Below are 19,499 nucleotides of genomic sequence, written 5' to 3'. Positions count from 1 at the left end.
TTAGGCAAAACCGAAGCGCCATCCGCCGGCGTCAGCGTCGGGCTAAAACAGCAATCGGCATGAACCATGCAACGCTGTGTTTGAGGCAGGCGGCGCCGGCTTGGCGTCAGCTTATTGATGATGTGGAGGCGTGATGCTCAGTCGTATTACCCAGCGCCAACTGGAATATTTCGTGGCTTCCGGTGAGGCAGGCAGCATCAGTGCGGCGTCTGAGCGCATTCATGTGTCGTCGCCGTCTATCTCGGCTGCGATCACCCACATGGAGGCCGAGTTGGGCATCCAGCTGTTTGTGCGGCATCACGCCCAGGGCATTTCCCTCACGGCAGTGGGGCGCCAGGTGATGCAGGAGGCCAAGCTGATCCTGGAGCAGATGACCAACCTCTACACCATCGCTTCCGAGTCGCTGAACACCGTGCGCGGACCGCTGCGGGTGGGTTGCCTGGAGTGGCTGGCGCCGATGATCACCCCTGAGCTGGTGTTTGGTTTTGGCCGCGCGTTTCCAGGTGTACGCCTCACGCAAGTGGAGGGCAACCACGAGGAAATGCTGGAAAAACTGCGCAGCGCCGAGATCGATATCGCCCTGACCTACGACCTGGTGACCAGTGACGACATCGCCTTCCAGCCGCTGGCGCAATTACCGCCGTATGTGATGGTGGGTGAGTACCACCCGCTCGCAAGCCTGTCGGCGGTGAGCATGCTCGACCTTGAGGATTACCCGGTGGTGCTGCTGGACACGCCCTGGAGTCGGGAATATTTCCTCAGCTTCTTTATGCAGGCCGGTACCACACCGAACATCATCATGCGCTCCAGCAACCTTGAAACCGTGCGCTCGATGGTTGCCAATGGCATCGGCTATTCCTTCGCGAATGCCCGGCCCAAAGCCAATCTTTCCCAGGACGGCAAGCGCTTGATCCGCCTGCGCTTGTCCGGCCCGCACCGGCCCATGCAGCTGGGCTATGCCACGGCGAGCAATACCCAATTGTCCCGCGTCGTGTCGGCGTTTGCCGAGCGTTGCCGCATGTTCGTTTCAGACCAGTACATCCCGGGCATGGCGGCCCCGAGCTTTTTTGATGCCCATGCGGTGCGCACCCTGAACGGCGTGGGCTGAGCCGCGTGCTTTCCTGCTTTTCTGTGGGAGCTGGCTTGCCTGCGATGCAGGCACCTCGGTCTTCCAGGTACACCGGGGCGATGCTATCGCAGGCAAGCCAGCTCCCACAGGGGATCGCGTTTGCTTCGCACCAAGATGTGGCGCTGATTGCCTGATGGGCGAGGTGTCGCCCCATTAAGAGACAGGCTGTTTTACCAGTCCAGTCGTCACCCAGGGAACGGTGACGCTGCGTAGGTTCTCCCTACCCAATAGGCCGGCTTTTACGAATTGACCCCAAGGGCCTCTCCCCACGAATCTCAGTCCATCGGTGCAGATCAGGGTTCGACCTTCACGTTGAGCATTCGGTGGGCATTTTCATTTTTTTGTCGAGCACAGTGACGATGACTTTCAACTGGAATTACATGTTTGGTTTGCTGGCCGATGCCGAGTTCTGGCGGGCGACATGGACGGTCATCCAGCTCAGTTCGTTGACATGGGTCCTGAGTATCGCGCTGGGCTTCCTGCTGGCCCTGGCCAAGCAGTCAAAGCACGCGCTGATTAGCCTGCCGGCGCGTGGCTATATCTGGTTGTTCCGCAGCCTGCCGCTGCTGGTGCTGCTGATCTTCATCTACAACCTGCCACAGGCGATTCCCGCCACGTCGGTGATTCTGGCGGACCCGTTCTGGGCCGGCCTGCTGGCGCTGGTGATCTGCGAAACCGCCTATGTCGCTGAGATTCACCGGGGCGGCCTGCTGTCGATTCCCAAAGGTCAGGGCGAGGCCGCGCGGGCACTGGGGCTGAAGTTTTTCGGGATCCAGTGGCGGGTGGTGATCCCGCAGGCATTGCGGGTGGCGCTGCCGTCGCTGGCCAACGAATACATCTCCATCGTCAAGCTGACCTCGTTGGTGTCGGTGATTTCGCTGACCGAGATCCTGATGGTCGGCCAGCGCCTGTATTCGCAGAATTTCCTGGTGATCGAGACGATGGCGGCGGTGGCTTTTTTCTACGTGTTCATCGTCACGGTGTTCGACTTCCTGCTCAAACGGCTCGAGCGTTTTCTCGACGTCAATCAACGCAACGTGTCCCGGGTACCTGATGCCGAGGTGCTGGCGCTGGCGACCCGACAGCACGTCGCCCTGCAACGCCCTGTCAGTACCGAAGGCCCGGCGCTGCAGGCCAGCCGGCTGCACAAGGCCTACAACGATGTAGAGGTACTGGGCTCGGTCAACCTGCAGATCCAGCCCGGCGAAGTAGTGTCGGTGATCGGGCCTTCGGGCTCCGGAAAAACCACCCTGATTCGCCTGCTCAACGGTCTTGAGCAACTGGACAACGGCGAGATCCAGATCAACGGCCAACCCTTTATTCACCTGAACAAAGTCGGCGCGCAGAAGCCGCAGTATGTCGAGCACGCCGAGCATCGCCTGAACATCGGCATGGTGTTCCAGAGCTTCAATCTATTCCCGCATCTGAGCGTGCTCGACAACTTGCTGATGGCGCCGAAGTACCACCACCTCGGCAAGCTGGATGAGCTGAAGCAACAAGCCTACGCGCTGCTGCACAAGGTTGGCATGCTCGATCACGCCTGGAAGTACCCGCATCAGCTTTCCGGTGGCCAACAGCAGCGCGTGGCCATCGCCCGCGCCCTGATGATGCGCCCGCAAATCATGCTGTTTGACGAGCCCACCTCGGCCCTGGACCCGGAAAAAGTCAACGAAGTCCTGCAGGTCATCGAGGCCCTGGCCCAGGAAGGCATCACCATGGTGATCGTCACCCATGAGATGAATTTCGCGTTCAAGGTCTCCGACCGGATCGTGTTCATGGAGAGAGGCCGTGTGGTGTGCGACGACACGCCGCAGGCGCTGCGCAGCGGCGAAAACCCACGTGTGGAGGCGTTCCTCAAGGACGTCTCGCTGGCGTAACCCCTTTAACGTTCGAGCGACAAGAGAGCCACAACATGATCGAGCAAGCGCAAATTGAACAGTTTCACCGGGACGGTTTTCTGGTGGTGCAAGACGTGCTGTCGGCTGAAGAAGTCGCCGCGTTGCAGCACGACTTCGACCAGTGGGTAGAAGACAGCCGCAGCCACGAACAGGGCTGGGGTGAAACGGCAGATGGCCGTGCGCGTTTCGACCTGGAAGGCGACCATCGCCCGGATCATCCCTCGCTGCGCCGAGTGAGTTCGCCCACCGAAATTTCGCCGGCATACCAGCGTGTGGCGTTGCATTCGCGGATGGCAGCGATCTCCGCGCAACTGATCGGGGGCGGCGGCACGCGTTTTCATCACAGCAAGATCAACTCGAAACTGCCCCACACCGCCACGCAGGTGAAGTGGCACCAGGACTTCCTGTTCACGCCCCACAGCAATGACGACATCGTCACGGCCTTGCTGATGGTCAGTGAAGTCACACCGCAGAATGGCCCGTTGAATGTGATTCCCGGCAGCCACAAAGGCCCGTTGTGGTCCCACTGGCGCGACCAGCGTTTCACCGGTTCGGTGGACGACACGGTGGTCGACGACCTGTGCCACGACCCGGTCGCCTGTTATGGCCCGGCCGGTTCCGTGTGCTTCATGCACACCCGTCTTTTGCACGCTTCAAGCCCTAACGAGACCGAACTGCCGCGCACCCTGTTCATCAGCGTCTACGCCGCTGAAGACGCGCTTCCATTCGGCGAAAACCCGCTGCCCAGCGCGCACGCCGGCCTGATAGTGGCCGGTGAAGAAAGTGGGCTGGTGCGTTCCACGGAAAACCACCTGCGCTTGCCGCAGAAGCCCCGTGGCGCCTCTTTCTTTGTGCAACAGGCCGGCCAGGATTCAGTCACTGCCTAACCTTCTTCTCACCTTGCAGGGTATTACCATGACAGCGTTTCAGATGATTGCTCGCCCTATTGCCGTGTGCCTGCTGGGCGCTGCGGTTGCAATGACGTCGTTGGCGGCTTCGGCTTTCCAGAAAGACGGGAAAATCGTCGCAGGTTCCGATGTGACCTTCTTTCCCTATGAATACATGGATAACAACAAGCCCGCCGGCTTTGATATCGAATTCATGGATGGCCTGGCCAAGACCATGGGGCGCACCGTCGAGACCCTCGACACGCGCTTTCCCAACCTGATCACCGGCCTGCAGGCGGGGCGATTCGACGTGACCAACTCTTCGATGTACATCACCGCCGAACGGGTGAAAGTCATCGATATGATTCCCTACCTGAAAAGCGGTGAGTCGATCCTGACGCTCAAGGGCAGCGACTTCCAGCCCAAGACCCCTGAAGAGTTCTGCGGCCACAAGATCGGCTCGATGGGCGCCACCTCCTGGCTGGCGCAGATGCACAAGCTGTCGGATGAGTACTGTGTGAAGAAAGGACTGAAGCCGATCGCGATCAGCGAGTACAGTACCGACCCGCAAACCACCCAGGCCTTGCTGGCTCATGCTGTTGAAGCGCAGATCACCGATGCGGCCGTGGCCCGTGGCGCAGTGGAAAAACTCGGCGGGCGCGTGGTGATTTCTTCCGATACCTTGATCTACCCGGTGTTGAACGGCGTTGGTGTGAAGAAGGGCAATGACGAGGTCAAGAACGCCTTGATCGAAGGCATCAAGAAGTTCAGCGCCACCCCTGAATACGCCGCCTTGCTCAAGAAATACAACTTCCAGGCGCCTACCGATGCCGACATCGCCGAGCTGATGCCGAAGTCCTGACCGGAAACTGTTCACTTAAGGAACACGCCATACCTGTGGCGAGCGAGCTTGCTCACTACAGATTATGGGGTACTTGTCCTGCGGAGAAAGCTACATGGCGTTATCACTTGAAGAGCAAACCCGCATCGACCTGGCGGCAACTTTCCGCATCGTTGCGCACCTTGGCATGCATGAGGCAGTGGCCAACCATTTCAGCGCGGCGGTGTCGGCCGACGGCAAACAGTTCCTGCTCAACCCGAAGTGGAAGCACTTCTCGCGTATCCGCGCCAGTGACATGCTGCTGTTGAATGCCGACGACGCCGGCGGTGCCGATCATCCGGAGGTAGACGCTACCGCCTGGTCGATCCACGGGCAGATTCACCGGCTGTTGCCGCAAACCCGCGCCGTGCTGCACCTGCACCCGGTGTACACCACGGCGGTAGCCTGCCTGGCCAAGCCGCATATCCCTGCGATCGACCAGAACACCGCGCGCTATTTCAATCGCGTGGCGGTGGACGAGCTGTACGGTGGCATGGCCGACACCGAGGCCGAGGGCGAGCGCCTCGCCGGTTTGCTGGATGGCAAGAGCCGCTTGTTGATGGGCAACCATGGGGTGATGGTCACAGCCACCTCCATCGGCGAAGCATTCGATGATATCTGGACCCTGGAGCGCGCCTGCCAGATCCTCGTCACGGCGTGGTCCACCGGCCAGCCGCTGCGGATACTGTCTGACGAAGTGGCTGAAAAGACCGCGCGGGGATGGGAAGGCATCACGGATTTCTCGCAACGGCATTTTGAAGAAATGAAGCAGTTGATGATCGACGCCGACCCTTCGTTGCTCGACTGATTTCACCCCTCACAGGCAGGAACTCCCATGACCTTTTCGGTTGTCGCCCGCTGTGCCGAAACCGGCCAGTTGGGTATCGCTATCAGCTCGTCGAGCATTGCCGTGGGCGCCCGTTGCCCGTGGCTGCGCCCCGGCGTGGGCGCGGTGGCGTCGCAGAACATCACGTTGCCGGCCCTCGGCCCGCAAACCCTGGACCTTTTGGCCCAGGGCATGGCCCCGAGCGAGGCGCTGGCCACCGCGCTCACCCCGCAGAGCTGTAGCGAATATCGCCAGGTGACAGTGATCGATAGCACTGGCCGAACCGCACACTTCAGCGGCGCGCAGACCCTGGGCATCCACCACGCGGTCAGCGGCGAGCAATGCGTGGCGGCAGGGAACATGCTGGCGAATACCGGTGTGATCGAAGCCATGGTGCGCGCCTTCGAAGATACGCCCGGGCATCTCGCCGACCGGTTGCTCGCCTCCATGCAGGCGGGGGCGGCGGGAGGCGGCGAGGCGGGGCCAGTACATTCTGCCGCGCTGGTGGTGGTCGGTGACCACCTGTGGCCCATCGTCAACCTGCGGGTGGACTGGGCCGACGTGGATCCGATCGGCACCCTGGACCAACTCTGGCAGGCCTATCGCGGGCAAATGCAGGACTATATCGACCGCGCCATCAACCCGCAAAGCGCCCCTGGCTACGCGGTGCCGGGAGATGACCGATGAGCCGCAGCCGTGACCTGCTGGCGCACTTGGTCAGCTTTGACACCACCAGTTGCGAATCCAACCTCGCCCTGATCGACTTCGTGCGCAACTACTTGCAGCACCATGGCGTGAGCTGTGAATTGTTGTTCAACGAGCAAAAGAGCAAAGCCAATCTGTTGGCCACCATAGGTCCGGCGGAGGTGCCCGGTATCGTGCTTTCGGGCCATACCGACGTAGTACCTGTAGACGGTCAGTGCTGGAGCGTTGCGCCGTTTGAACTGACCGAGAAGGATGGCAAGCTGTACGGGCGTGGCACCGCCGACATGAAGGGCTACCTCGCCTGCGTGCTGGCCAGCGTACCGGCGCTGGTGCAGGCACCGCTGCGCATGCCGGTGCATATCGCGCTGTCTTACGATGAAGAGGTGGGCTGCCTGGGCGTGGGGTCGCTGATCGAAGCGTTCCATGCAAAAACCGTCAAGCCGTTACTGTGCGTGATCGGCGAACCGACCGAACTCAAGCCGGTGCTGGGCCACAAGGGCAAGCTGGCGATGCGTTGCGAGGTACATGGCGCGGCGTGCCATTCGGCGTATGCGCCGTCGGGTGTGAACGCCATCGAATATGCCGCGCTGTTGATCATCGAACTGGGCCGGCTCGGTGAAGAACTCAAGGCGCCGCAACATCACGACGGGAGTTTTGATCCGCCGTTCTCCACCGTGCAAACCGGCATGATTGCCGGTGGCAACGCCCTGAATATCGTCCCGCAAAACTGCAGCTTCGACTTCGAAGTGCGCTCACTGCCCGCACAGAATCTCTGGCACGTCGCGGACCAACTGCGGGGTTACGCCGAGCACACCTTATTGCCCGCGATGCAGGCGGTGAGCGGGCAGTGTGCAATCCACTTCAGTGAGCTGTCGAGTTACCCAGGGTTGTCGACATCAGCGCAGAGCCAGGCGGCTGAATGGGTTGCCGACTTCTGTGGCTCTCAGGCATACGGCACAGTGGCGTTCGGCAGCGAAGGCGGGCTGTTTGATCAGGCGGGCATTCCCACCGTGGTATGTGGACCGGGCAGCATGGACCAGGGGCACAAGCCTGACGAGTTCATCAGCGTTGCGCAGCTTGAGGCCTGTGACCGGATGCTGGAGAAAGTGTTGGTGTTTGCCAGTCGGCAATCCTGATTCAGCAAGCACCCATCCTGTGGCGAAGGAACTTGTTCCCGTTGGGCTTCGAAGCAGCCCTAAACCCTGCAATCGTATCGACCTGAAGGAACACCAGTGCCTGTTTTGGGGCCGCTTCGCAGCCCAGCGGGAGCAAGCTCCCTCGCCACAGGTTGTCGGCCGCCCTCACGCTTGCGGTATTGGTCAGACGGTTACCGTTCTGCCACCTGCGCTGAGTGCTTTCGCCCCATTTTCGCGCACGGCACAGCGTGTTTTGCACGACGTCCCGCCTATCCAGCGGGCCCGACAACAGCGGTCCGTTTCTTGCTAGAGCCAGCTTAATCAATGACATGGCATTTTGCCGTCAATCATTTCAAAGCTTGATTCGCTGTTGAGGCGAGTGGTTCTAGGAGTAGTCGGACATGCAAAGTGTGTTGTCGCCAGGTATCCGCCTGCTCGGACGTTTTGGATTCGCGCGCAAGTTCCAGATCCTGTTTTTCCTGTTCATGCTGCCCCTGGCGGGCAGCCTGTGGATGATCGCGCAGGAGTACCGCACCAAGCTGACGGTGATTTCCAATGAGCAATCCGGGGTGCGCGAACTGCTGGCGCTGGATGCCCTGGACGCCCAACTGACCGCCCAGCGCAACCTGGCGGCGCGCTGGAAAGCCGCCGACATCCTCCACGACCAGACACCCGCGGCCAAGGCAGCCATGACTGCGGTCGATACCAATTTCCCGCTGATCCTGCAAAGCGTGCAGGCCCTGGGCGAGGCCCTCAAAGCCCAGAACGCCCGCCCGGATACCCTTGCACGCTTTGAGGCATTGCAAGCCTCGGTCACCGGCATGGATTCCCAATCCCTGCGCACCGTGGGCTGGTGGCCGGATGGTTATGACCGCTTCACGTCTGCGCTGAGCGCGATGCAAACCCTGCGCGAACAGATCACCATGGACACCGGGTTGATCCTCGATCCGTGGCTTGAAACCTATTTGCTGATGCAGATTTCCACCCAGCAAACCCCCGACCTGATCGAGCGTATCGGGCGTATGGCGAGCGTCGGGCAGTCATCCATCGCATCGGGGCAGTTCACCCTGCAAAGCCGTTTGCAGATGCGTGATTTGCGCGGTCGCATCGGCGACGCAAGGGACCAGTTGGTCAAGGCCGCCGCATCCCTCAAGGCCAAGCAATACCCGGGGCTGCAAACCTGGATCGCGCAATACGACGACAGCTTGCAACTGCTGGACAACGAACTGAAGACCCTGGACGAAGGCGTGTTCGGCGGCACCATCAAGCTCGATACCACCGGCTTCGAACGCAGTGTGGATGGCATGCTTGGCGCCCTCGGCGCGTTACGTAAACAGTCGCTGACCTCGCTGGACGCGCGCCTGGGTTACTACCGCGAAAGCTCGCTCAAGCAATTCATCCCGGTGGCGGTGACGTTCAGCGTGCTGGCGCTGGCAGCCCTGTACCTGTTCGTGTGCTTGCAGGCATCGATTCGCCGCAGTGCCAGCGGCATCACCACCCTGGCCGAATCCCTGCGCGACGGTAATCTGTGCGTTGAAGTGGCGGTGGAAGGGCGCGATGAACTGGCGGCCATCAGCACGGCGCTCAACGTGGCGGTGGTGCAGTTGCGCACCAGCCTGCTGGGGGTCAATCACGAGACGCAGCAGTTGGGCTCTGCGGTGCTGACACTCAATTCGCAATCGGGCAGCACGCTGACCGAAGTGGAAGACCAGCAACAGCAGATCAGCCAGATTGCAGCGGCCGCCACACAGTTGGCCGCGACCTCCATGGGCGTCGCCAAGAGCTGCGAGCAGGCCTCCGGCAGCGCGCAGAAAACCCGGCAGATTGCCGAAGACAGCAGCCGCGACAGCCAGCGCACCACCGCGAGTATCCAGCAACTCAACCAGCGCTTGACCGACACCTCCGATGCATTGGAGCGCGTCAGCCAGCAGGGCCAGCAGATCCAGTCGGTGGTTGACACCATTCGGGGTATCGCCGAGCAGACCAACCTGCTGGCGCTGAACGCTGCCATCGAGGCTGCGCGGGCCGGTGAACAGGGCCGGGGATTTGCGGTGGTAGCCGATGAAGTGCGCAGCCTGTCGCAACGGACCCAGGCCTCCACGGCGCAGATCGCCGGCACGGTCGACAGTTTGCGCGCGACGGTGAGCCAGGCGGTCACCCTGATGGGCGTGGCCTGTGAGCAGGCGGTGACCGATGCCGAGTCCGTCACGGGCCTGGGCCATCGCCTGGGGGAGATCGCCAGCGCGGTGCAGAGCGTCACTGACACCCTGGCGCAGATCGCCACGGCGGTTGAGGAACAGGCAGCGACGGCGGATGAAGTGAGCGGCAATATCCAGCAGGTTGACCAGGCCGCCGGGCGCTTGCTCGACGGCGCGCGGGCGGTGAACCAGGCGGCGGATATGTTGAGCAAGGGCAGCCGGGCGTTGAGCGACAACACGGCGCGGTTCCAGCTGGGTTGAGGGCGGCCTACAGCGCAATGGATAGATGTTCTATCATGAGCATCTATTCATAAACGGTGAAGCAATGCCATGAGAGACCTGCCACCCACCTCGACATTGCGCGCCTTTGAGGTTGCCACACGCCACGCAACCTTCACCTCGGCTTCAGAAGAGTTGCATGTCACCCAGAGTGCCGTCAGCCATCAGCTCAAGCACCTTGAAGAACTCTGGGGATTGCAGTTGTTCCAGCGGGGCAAGTCACTCAGCCTGACGCCTGCCGGAGCAGCCCTTGCGCCGATCGTGCGCGAGTTTTTCATGAACCTTGAGGCGACACTCGCGGACCTGCGCGAGCAAAAGGGCAGGGTCCGGCTCAAGGTCAGTACCACCTATTCCTTCGCGCTGAAATGGCTGCTGCCCCGATTGCCGAGCCTGGCCCAACGGCACCCTGAAATATTGGTCACCCTGGACTCCAGCGACAAGATCATCAACTTCTCCAGTGCGGAGGCTGATGTTGCGATCCGCCTGGGCAACGGGAATTACCCGGCGCTGTATTCGGAGTTCCTGTTCCGCGAGCAGATTTTTCCGGTGGCCAGTCCCGATCTGTTGAAGCGCTTTGGCCGGCCAAACACCCCGGCCGAATTGCTGCGCTATCCCTTGCTGATGCGCGACGGCGCCGACCTGGTGCCGAAGTGGGAAGTATGGTTCCAGCACGTCGGGCTCGCGATTGCGCCGCTCAAGGAAAGTGTCAGGTTTGCGGACACCAACATGACGATAGAGGCGGCCTTGCTTGGCCAGGGCATTGCATTGGCGCGCAGTGGGCATGTGGAGTCAGAGCTGAGCGATGGCAGCCTGGTGAGGCTGTTCGATGTGCCGTTCCCGTCACCGGTCGCTTATTACTTTGTCTGCCCCAAAGGCATCGAGTCCCAGCCGCATATCGTCAGCTTTCGTGATTGGCTGATGCAGGACGCCGTAAACGCCGGACTGGCTTACGAATAAAGCATGAGGATTTGCTCATTCCTCAATGAGCAGACTTCGCTTCAGTTAAGGCGCCGGTTTGCTTAGGATGGGCGCATGCCTTATCCCATTATTCTCCTGGTCCTCTTCGCTGCCTTACTGCACGCCAGTTGGAATGCGCTGCTGCGTGGCGGCGCCGACCGACTCTGGTCGATGACGGTGATGTGCCTGGCGGTCGCTATCGCCAGTGGCGGCGTTGCGGTGTTCCTGGACCCTCCGGCGCCAGCCAGCTGGTTTTATGTGGTGCTGTCAGCGGTGCTGCACGTGGGCTACAACCTGTTCCTGGTGCGCAGCTACAAAGTCGGAGACCTGGGGCAGACCTATCCGATTTCACGGGGCTCCTCGCCGGTGCTGATCACCCTGGGTGCCGCCGTGTTTGCCGGGGAGAGTGTCTCGGCCAGCTCGCTTCTGGGCATTGCCCTGGTGTCGGGCGGCATCATTTCCCTGGCGTTCAGGGGGCGCCGGCTCGCCGTTCCCAGCCTGCCATACGCCCTGGGCACCGGCTGTTTCATTGCCGCCTACAGCGTGACAGACGGCATCGGCGCGCGCCTGTCGGGTGCGCCGATGGCCTATACGGTGTGGATGTGCGCCTTGTGGGGCGTGTTGATGCCGGGGGTGTATATCGGCCTGCGGGGCCCGAAAAGTCTGTTCAGCCTGCGGCCCGGGTTTTTCACGGCCTTCGCCGGTGGGCTGGTGTCGCTCCTGGCCTACGGAATCATTATCTATGCCATGGCCGGTGCGCCCATGGGCGCGGTCTCGGCCTTGCGCGAGACCAGCGTGCTGTTTGCGGCACTGATCGGCTATTTCTTCCTGGGCGAGACACTGACGGTCCGCAAGGTGCTGGCGTGCGTGGTGATTGCCACCGGCACCATCCTGATCGGCTGACAGCAGGCAAAGCATTTTCCACCACCACATGAAGGTTCGCGCAATGGATACCGTCCCGCAGGCACCGCTGATTCTGATAACAGGTGGAAGTCGTGGCGTTGGCGCCGCCACCGCGCGGCTGGCCGCCGCACAAGGTTATGACGTGGCGATCAGCTTCGTTTCCGATGAGTCTGCCGCCCTCGCGGTGGTGGCGGATGTAGAAGCGGCAGGGCGCCGGGCGTTGGCCGTACGCGCGGACAGCGCAGACCCGGAGCAGGTCGTCCAGTTATTTGCGGCGATAGATCGGACGTTCGGGCGCATCGATGTGCTGGTTAACAACGCCGGGATCAACGCGTTGCAGTCCCGGGTCGAAGACTTGCCGTTCGAGCGGATGCAGCGGATTTTCGCGGTCAACGCGATCGGGCCGATGCTGTGTGCCCAGCAAGCGGTGAAGCGCATGTCGTTTCGTCACCAGGGGCGGGGTGGTGCCGTGATCAATATCTCGTCGGCATCCGCCCGGCTGGGCAGCCCCAACGAATATGTCGACTACGCCGCATCAAAGGGGGCTCTCGAGACCTTCACCATCGGGTTTGCCAAGGAAGTGGCCAGGGAGGGAATACGCGTCAACTGCATCCGCCCGGGGCATATCTACACCGACATTCACGCCAGTGGCGGGGAGCCAGGGCGGGTTGATCGCGTGAAGGATTCGATCCCCATGGGCCGCGGCGGTCAGCCTGAAGAAGTGGCTCGGGCGATCCTGTGGCTGGCAGGCGCCGAGGCGTCCTTCATCACCGGTACGTTCCTGGACGTCACCGGCGGGAAATGAGCAGCAGGGCGTGGCACCGAGGTTTCCCTCGGTAGGCCACGCCCGGCATGCGTGCACTGGGTCAGCTGTTGAGCCTGACTTGCTCCTTCGCCAGCTTCACCACATTGTCCAGGGTAAAGCCGAACTTGGCCTGCAACTTGGACAGCGGTGCCGAGGCGCCAAAGCTGTTCATCACCACCTTGGCCCCGGTTTGCCCCACGTAGCGGTCCCAACCCAACGGGCCGGCCTGTTCCACCACCAGTCGTGCCTTCACTGCGGGTGGCAGCACGCTGTCGCGGTAGGCCTGGTCCTGTTCTTCGAACAGTTCCCAGCTCGGCATCGACACCACTTGCGCCGCCACGCCTTCAGTCTTCAGTTGCTCATAGGCTTCCACCGCCAGGCTGACTTCACTGCCGGTGGCCATCAGGATCACCTGGGGCTTATCGGCGCCGGCCAGCACATAAGCACCACGGGATGTACCCGTCGCCGCTGCGTATTTCGTGCGGTCCAGGGTCGGCAGGTTCTGCCGCGACAGCACCACGCAGGTTGGCCGATGGGTCTGGGCCAGGGCGATCTTCCAGGCTTCCAGGGTTTCATTAGCGTCGCCTGGGCGCAGGGTCAGCAAACCCGGCGTCGCCCGCAACTGGGTCAGGTGTTCGATGGGCTGGTGAGTGGGGCCGTCTTCGCCGACACCAATCGAGTCATGGGTAAACACGAACACCACCGGCAGCTCCATGATCGCCGCGAGGCGAATCGGCGGCTTCATGTAGTCACTGAACACCAGGAAGGTCGAGGTATACGGCCGCAGGTACGACAGCGCCATGCCGTTGGCAATCGCGCCCATGGCATGTTCACGAATGCCGAAGTGCAGGTTGCGCCCGCCGTAGTTCTCGGCGCTGAAGCGCCCGGCGTCGTCGAACGTCAGGTTGGTCTTGGTGGACGGCGACAAGTCTGCCGAGCCCCCCAGCAGCCACGGGATCTGCTTGGCAAACGCATTCAACACCTCGCCCCCGGCGGCACGGCTGGCGACGCCCTTGGCATCCGCGTCGAAGCTCGGCAGTTGCTCCTGCCAATGCTCGGGCATCTCGCCGGCACGCATGCGGCGCAGTTCATCGGCCAGTTCCGGTTCGTACTGTTCGAGGTGGGACAGGGTCTCAGTCCATTGCTCATACAGCGGCTTGCTGCGCTTGAGCAGTGCATCCCGCAGGACCGTGCGCGCTTCATCCGGCACCAGGAAGCTTGAGTCTTCGGGCCAGCCGTATGCGGCTTTGGTCAGGCGGATTTCTTCTTCGCCCAAAGGCTCGCCATGGGCCGACGCGGTGTTGTGCTTGTGGGGCGAGCCATAGCCGATCACGCTGTCGACCACGATCAGCGTCGGTGCCCCAGTGTTTTTCTGGAACGTGCTCAGCGCGTCGCTCAGGGCCAGCAGGTTGTTCGCATCGGTGACGTGCAAGGTGTGCCAGCCATAAGCCTGGAAACGCTTGATCACGTCTTCGCTGAAGGCCAGTTCAGTGTGGCCTTCGATGCTGATGGTGTTGTTGTCGTAGATCCAGCACAGGTTCTCCAGCTTCAAGTGCCCGGCGATGGACGCGGCTTCGCTGCTGATGCCTTCCATCATGTCGCCGTCGCCGCACAGGGTGTAGACGTTGTAGTCGAACAGCACCTGGTCGTCACGGTTGAAACGCTTGGCCAGCCAACGCTCGGCCATGGCCATGCCGACGCTGTTGGCGCACCCCTGGCCGAGGGGGCCGGTGGTGGTTTCCACGCCGGTGGTCATGCGGTATTCGGGGTGGCCGGGAGTTTTGGAGCTCATCTGCCGGAACTGCTTGATGTCGTCCAGGCTGATGGCCGGCTGGCCGGAGCGCTTGCCGTGGGCGTCAATCTCCACCACGCCCGCCAGGTGCAACAGCGAATACAACAGCATCGAGGCATGGCCCACCGACAATACGAAACGGTCACGGTTGGGCCAGTCGGGGTGCTCGGGGTGATAACGCAGGAAGCGGCTCCACAAGGTGTAACCGACGGGCGCCAGGCCCATGGGCGTGCCGGGGTGGCCGGAGTTGGCCTTCTGCACAGCGTCCATGGCGAGGGTACGAATGGTGTTGATGCACTGGGTGTCGACAGCGTTGGCAGCGTGATTCATGGAACCTGTTCTCCATCGGGTGACGATCTACAGTGGAGGGCAGCGTGCGCCAAAGGTTTTATGAAATCGTCTGCCCCGCGACGAACGGGGACGCAAACGCGACAGGTTGATCTCAAACATGACAAGAGCCCGCCGGATGGGCTAGCTTCAAGGGGCATTCAGTCAATGATCAACTTGCGGAGGTACTCCATGCCAGTGAAACACGACCTGTATCAGGACCTGGGTTTGAGCAAGGAAGCTATTCATGAACGCAGGGCGAGCGATAACCGATTGGATTCGCTGCTCCACCAATACGACAGCGCCGACAAGGAGGTGCTGGAGCTTGAGTCCTCAAGCGGCGGTGACGAGGAGCTGGAGAAGCTGAAGAAGAAACGCCTGTTGATCAAAGACAAGATCGTCGAGCAGTTGGAGAAAGCCGCGGCCAAGTAAAATATTTGTTCAGAATTGCCTGAAAGACAGCGACCCCGTCGCTGCCTATCATGCCAACCGTTCGCCCGGCACTGGGGCTCTTAGACGGCGCATGGAATGCGCTGTGGCCGGGCGAACTCTCTCTTTCAAGCCAGCAGCGCGCGCTTGCATTCGTCAATCGAGCGCTGCTGGGTTTCACCGTACAACTTCAACTCGTCGATAGTCTGGCGACCTAGGGACTTTTCAAACTCGGCCTGGTTGGAGTTGGCCGCGTAGTGACTCTGCGCCGCATCCCCCAGGTTCGACTGGAAAATCCCCGCCGCACTCACCGGCAGAAAATCTTCGTACACCAACGGCTCCACGTCCACGTGGCCGGCGGCGATCAGTTCGTCCAGGGTTTTAACTTTGTCCTGGGCGGCCAAGCCTTTCTCGGTTACGAAGTAGCGGAAGTACGCCAGTTCCTGCTCACGCATCTGCTGGTAATTATCGGGAAACGCCTGGAAGTGCTGCTCCATCAATTCGGTGTAGCGCCCGGCATTGGCCTCATTCGGAAACGCGCCCAATTCATCCCGTGCAGCATTCAGCAGTTGGTCGTACAGCGCGCGGCCCTTGGGGGTCAGCGCCACGCCGCGTTGTTCGATTTCGCCGAAGCGCGCGCTGTGGCTGCCTTTGGCATCGGTAAAGGCGATTGCCTCGTCGAGGGCCTTGAAGCTGGTCTGGCGCAGCAGTATCGGGCACTGGCGGCGGGGCGGGCCTTCGATCACCGCCTTGGGGGTGATGCCTTTGCCGGGCATCGCGGCCTGCACCTGGTCAATGTCCAGGGTGCGCGGTGTCAGGTGGTTGATGTGCGGGCCCTTGAAGGCGACCACGTCGGCGATCAGCCGGTGCTGGTCGCTCAGTTGCTGGTATTGCGCGGCCGTGACGGTGGCGGTGTGGTGCCAGCGGAAGGTTTCCAGGGCTTGCTGGATAAACTCTTCGGCATGGGCGGCGTCGAGGCCGCCGTCGGCTTCGGCTTGCTGGATCAACTCAAGGGCGCGTGGGGTGAAGATCGAACGCTTGGCCAGGGCTGACTGGGCGAAGGCCCGCAGTTCCGGGTTTTCGATCAGCTCCAGGCGCAGCAGCGAAGTGAACACCCGGAAGGGGCTGGTTTGCAGGGCGCTTTCATGCACGGCGCGAAAGGCGGTGGAGTGCACCGGTACCCCGGCCGGCGTGAGGTCGTAATAGCCCACCGGCTGCATGCCCATCACCGCAAACAGGCGGCTGATGGTGGCCAGTTCTTCAGCGGTGCCCAGGCGGATGGCGCCGTGGCGCTCCCTGTCCAGGCGCTGGATTTCCCCGGTGCGTTGCAGTTGATGAGTCAGCCCTGCGTCGGTGTCGAGCACGTGGGCATTGGTCTCGGCGACCAGTTCCATCAACGCTCCGTACAGCGGCACTTCATCGCGGTACATGTCGGACATGGCTTTGGAGAAGCCTTTGCGAATCTCGTCAGGGCTGACGGTGGGCATAGAAAAATTCCTGGCGGCTATAGAGAGGAAAAGCACGGTTGCCTGATTTTGTTGGGCCTGCCGGCGCCTTGCAAACGAAGATTCCTCTGGACTTCATTCTGCAAATGAATGAGCTGGATGACGCCAGCTTCACGTGCATCTCACCGTATAAGGGCTCTACACTGGCCGTCACCTCTGAACGCGACGGAAGACTCGATGACGGCACAGCCTGCGACGAACATTCTGGAAACGATTGAAGGCCAGCGCCTGGCCAAGCCTGACGGCGAGCGCTGGCGTGACTGGGGCCCCTACCTGAGCGAACGGCAATGGGGCACGGTGCGCGAAGACTACAGCGCCGACGGCGATGCCTGGCGCTACTTCCCCCACGAACATGCCCGCAGCCGCGCCTACCGCTGGGGCGAGGATGGCCTGGCGGGCTTCAGCGACAAGGCCCAGCGCTGGTGCCTGGGCCTGGCGCTGTGGAACGAGCGCGACGCGATCATCAAGGAGCGCCTGTTCGGCCTGAACAACGCCGAGGGCAACCACGGCGAAGACGTCAAGGAACTGTACTTTTTCGTCGATGGCGTGCCGAGCCATGCCTACATGCGCATGCTCTACAAATACCCCCACGCGGCTTTTCCCTATGACGACCTGATCGCCGAAAACGCCCGGCGTGGCCTGGGGGATGCCGAATACGAAATCCTCGATACCGGGGTTTTCGAAGACAACCGCTACTGCGACGTCACGGTGGAATACGCCAAGCACCAGCCCGATGACGTGTTCATGCGCATCACCGTGCACAACCGATCGGACCAGCCCACACGCTTGCAGGTGATGCCGCACCTGTGGGCGCGCAACGACTGGAGTTGGACCCACGATGCCCCCAAGCCTGAATTGCGCCTGGAGGGCGAACAGGTGGTGGCGCGGCACCATGAGCTGTTCGATCGCCACCTGAGTGCCTGGGGCCAGGACGGGGTGGAATGGCTGTTCTGCGAGAACGAAACCAACTACCCCAGGCTGGACGGGCAACCGGCGCCGGGGCCGTTCAAGGACGGGATCAACGACTATGTGACCACGGGGGCGCAAGCAGCGATTCGCCGGGATGCGGGTACCAAGGTGGCTGCGCGTTTCATCCTCGAGCTGGCGGGCCAGGAAAGCAAAACCCTGTACCTGCGCTTCGCCCCGGTGGAGGCGCCGTGGATCAATGCGCGCAAGCTATTCGAAGAGCGCCGCCAGGAGACCGATGACTTTTACGCGGCGCTGCAACAGGGCATCGCCGATGAAGACTCACGCAATGTGCAGCGCCAGGCCCTGGTCGGGTTGCTGTGGTCCAAGCAGCTGTACTACTTCGACGTGAATCAATGGCTCGACGGCGACCCGGCCCAGCCCGCGCCGCCGCCCGAGCGTTTGCATATCCGTAATACCCATTGGCGGCACTTGTCGAATTTCGACATTCTCTCGATGCCCGACACCTGGGAGTACCCGTGGTATGCCTCGTGGGACCAGGGTTTCCAGGCCGTGGCGTTTGCCCTGATGGATCCGGGTTACGCCAAGCAGCAACTGCTGCTGTTGGTGAAAGACCGTTTCATGCACCCCAACGGTCAGTTGCCGGCCTACGAGTGGCGTTTTGACGACGCCAACCCGCCGGTGCATGCCTGGGCCAGTTGGCGGGTGTATCAGCAGGACAAGGCGCTGAATGGCGTGGGCGACATGGATTTCCTGGAGCGGATCTTCCACAAGCTGCTGCTGAATTTTTCCTGGTGGGTCAACCGCAAGGACGCCGAGGGCCGCAACCTGTTCCAGGGTGGGTTTCTTGGGCTGGACAACATTGCGCTGTTTGATCGCTCGGCTGATTTGCCGCCGGGTTATCAGTTGGACCAGGCGGACGGCACAGCGTGGGTTGCGGCGTACGCGCTGGACCTGATGCGTATCGGCCTGGAATTGGCCAAGCGCAATGTCGTGTATGTGGATATCGCGGTGAAGTTCTTTGAGCACTTCCTGTACATCGCCGGGGCGATCAACCGCGTTGACGATGGCGCCGAAGGCTTATGGGATGAGCAGGATCAGTTTTTCTATGACGTGCTGCATCGTCCGGGCGGTGAAAGTGAGCCGGTGCGGCTGCGTTCTATCGTCGGCCTGATGCCGCTGTTTGCGGTGCTGGTGCTGGAGCAGCGCGAGCATGAAGGGCTGGAGGGGCTGCGCGAGCGGTTGCTGGGGTTTATGAAGCATCGGCCGGACCTGGCCAAGTTGGTGTCGCGCTGGAACGAGCCGGGGCAGGGGAATCGGCTGTTGCTGGCGTTGTTGCGGGGTGAGCGAACCAAGGATTTGCTGCGGCGCATGCTGGATGAGTCTGAGTTTCTCTCGACGTTTGGTGTGCGGTCGCTGTCGAAAGCGTTTGCCGAAGAGCCGCTGGCGCTGAAGATGAATGGCAATACGCTGTGTGCCCGTTATGAGCCGGCAGAGTCGGATTCGCGGTTGTATGGGGGTAACTCCAACTGGCGCGGGCCGTTGTGGATGCCGGTCAACTACATGCTGATTGAGTCGCTGCGGGAGTTTCACCGCTACTACGCGGATAATTTCTCGGTGGAGTATCCGGCGGGGAGTGGGTATCTGGCGTCGCTGGAGGAGGTTGCCGATGGGCTCAGTCAGCGGTTGACGCGTTTGTTTCTGAGGGATGAGAACGGTTCAAGGCCGTCGATGGTGGGGTATGCACAGTTGGAGGCGGACCCGGCGAGCCGCGACCTGGTGTTGTTCCATGAGTATTTTCATGGCGAGACCGGGCGGGGGTTGGGGGCTTCGCATCAGACAGGGTGGAGTGCGTTGGTGGCGCTGTTGTTGCAGCCAAAAACCTGAAAACAGCACAATCAAAATGTGGGAGCGGG

15 protein-coding genes are annotated in these 19,499 nt (G+C 61.6%); 13 read left to right on the top strand and 2 right to left on the bottom strand.

From position 1 onward, the window contains the following. Positions 1–133 precede the first annotated feature (133 nt). The 11 genes from HX814_RS13475 (at position 134) to HX814_RS13425 (ending at position 12,603) form a co-directional block, all read left to right on the top strand. Complete coding sequence (locus HX814_RS13475; protein ID WP_177008658.1) at positions 134–1,108, top strand: LysR family transcriptional regulator; 975 nt, start codon at positions 134–136, stop codon at positions 1,106–1,108. Between the two features lie 380 nt (positions 1,109–1,488). Beyond that, entirely contained in the window at positions 1,489–3,006 is a 1,518-nt protein-coding gene (locus HX814_RS13470) for an amino acid ABC transporter permease/ATP-binding protein (RefSeq protein WP_003215631.1), read from the top strand. Positions 3,007–3,041: 35 nt separating this feature from the next. Continuing rightward, a complete protein-coding gene (locus HX814_RS13465; RefSeq protein ID WP_008434690.1) occupies positions 3,042–3,914 on the top strand; it encodes a phytanoyl-CoA dioxygenase family protein in 873 nt (290 codons plus the stop codon). A gap of 28 nt (positions 3,915–3,942) precedes the next feature. After that, entirely contained in the window at positions 3,943–4,776 is an 834-nt protein-coding gene (locus HX814_RS13460) for an ABC transporter substrate-binding protein (RefSeq protein WP_177008657.1), read from the top strand. Positions 4,777–4,870: 94 nt separating this feature from the next. Beyond that, positions 4,871–5,602 carry a class II aldolase and adducin N-terminal domain-containing protein gene (locus HX814_RS13455; protein ID WP_008434687.1) on the top strand — a complete coding sequence of 244 codons (732 nt, stop codon included), beginning with the start codon at positions 4,871–4,873 and terminating at the stop codon, positions 5,600–5,602. Positions 5,603–5,629: 27 nt separating this feature from the next. Further along, positions 5,630–6,307 (top strand): DUF1028 domain-containing protein, encoded by a 678-nt coding sequence (locus tag HX814_RS13450; RefSeq protein ID WP_177008656.1) that lies wholly within the window; start codon positions 5,630–5,632, stop codon positions 6,305–6,307. Further along, complete coding sequence (argE, locus tag HX814_RS13445) at positions 6,304–7,461, top strand: acetylornithine deacetylase (RefSeq protein WP_177008655.1); 1,158 nt, start codon at positions 6,304–6,306, stop codon at positions 7,459–7,461. The genes HX814_RS13450 and argE overlap by 4 nt, the downstream gene beginning before the upstream one ends. A 401-nt stretch (positions 7,462–7,862) precedes the next feature. Next, on the top strand, positions 7,863–9,920 hold the full coding sequence (locus tag HX814_RS13440; RefSeq protein ID WP_177008654.1) for a methyl-accepting chemotaxis protein: 2,058 nt from the start codon (positions 7,863–7,865) through the stop codon (positions 9,918–9,920). 69 nt (positions 9,921–9,989) lie between these two features. Continuing rightward, positions 9,990–10,895, top strand: a complete 906-nt coding sequence (gcvA, locus tag HX814_RS13435; RefSeq protein WP_003215650.1) for a transcriptional regulator GcvA — start codon at positions 9,990–9,992, stop codon at positions 10,893–10,895. A gap of 75 nt (positions 10,896–10,970) precedes the next feature. Further along, complete coding sequence (locus HX814_RS13430) at positions 10,971–11,798, top strand: DMT family transporter (protein WP_177008653.1); 828 nt, start codon at positions 10,971–10,973, stop codon at positions 11,796–11,798. Positions 11,799–11,841: 43 nt separating this feature from the next. Further along, positions 11,842–12,603, top strand: a complete 762-nt coding sequence (locus tag HX814_RS13425; RefSeq protein ID WP_003215653.1) for an SDR family oxidoreductase — start codon at positions 11,842–11,844, stop codon at positions 12,601–12,603. A gap of 61 nt (positions 12,604–12,664) precedes the next feature. Here the strand turns inward: HX814_RS13425 and tkt are convergent, their stop codons facing one another. Then, entirely contained in the window at positions 12,665–14,725 is a 2,061-nt protein-coding gene (tkt, locus tag HX814_RS13420; protein WP_177008652.1) for a transketolase, read from the bottom strand. Positions 14,726–14,914: 189 nt separating this feature from the next. Here tkt and HX814_RS13415 point away from each other — a divergent pair, with 189 nt between their 5' ends. Beyond that, the gene (locus HX814_RS13415) at positions 14,915–15,154 is read left to right on the top strand and encodes a DUF465 domain-containing protein (protein ID WP_102605146.1); all 240 of its coding nucleotides are present in this window, start codon (positions 14,915–14,917) and stop codon (positions 15,152–15,154) included. A 125-nt stretch (positions 15,155–15,279) separates the two neighbouring features. Here HX814_RS13415 and HX814_RS13410 read toward each other — a convergent pair whose 3' ends face one another. Then, entirely contained in the window at positions 15,280–16,638 is a 1,359-nt protein-coding gene (locus HX814_RS13410) for a VOC family protein (RefSeq protein ID WP_177008651.1), read from the bottom strand. A 195-nt stretch (positions 16,639–16,833) separates the two neighbouring features. On the opposite strand from HX814_RS13410, the gene HX814_RS13405 reads away from it, so the two are divergent. Next, positions 16,834–19,470, top strand: coding sequence for a glucosidase (locus HX814_RS13405; RefSeq protein ID WP_177008650.1), 2,637 nt, complete (start codon positions 16,834–16,836; stop codon positions 19,468–19,470). Positions 19,471–19,499: the final 29 nt, after the last annotated feature.

The organism is Pseudomonas sp. C8002, from assembly GCF_013385765.1.
GTDB lineage: Bacteria > Pseudomonadota > Gammaproteobacteria > Pseudomonadales > Pseudomonadaceae > Aquipseudomonas.
This window is presented reverse-complemented; position numbering and strand designations above follow the sequence as displayed.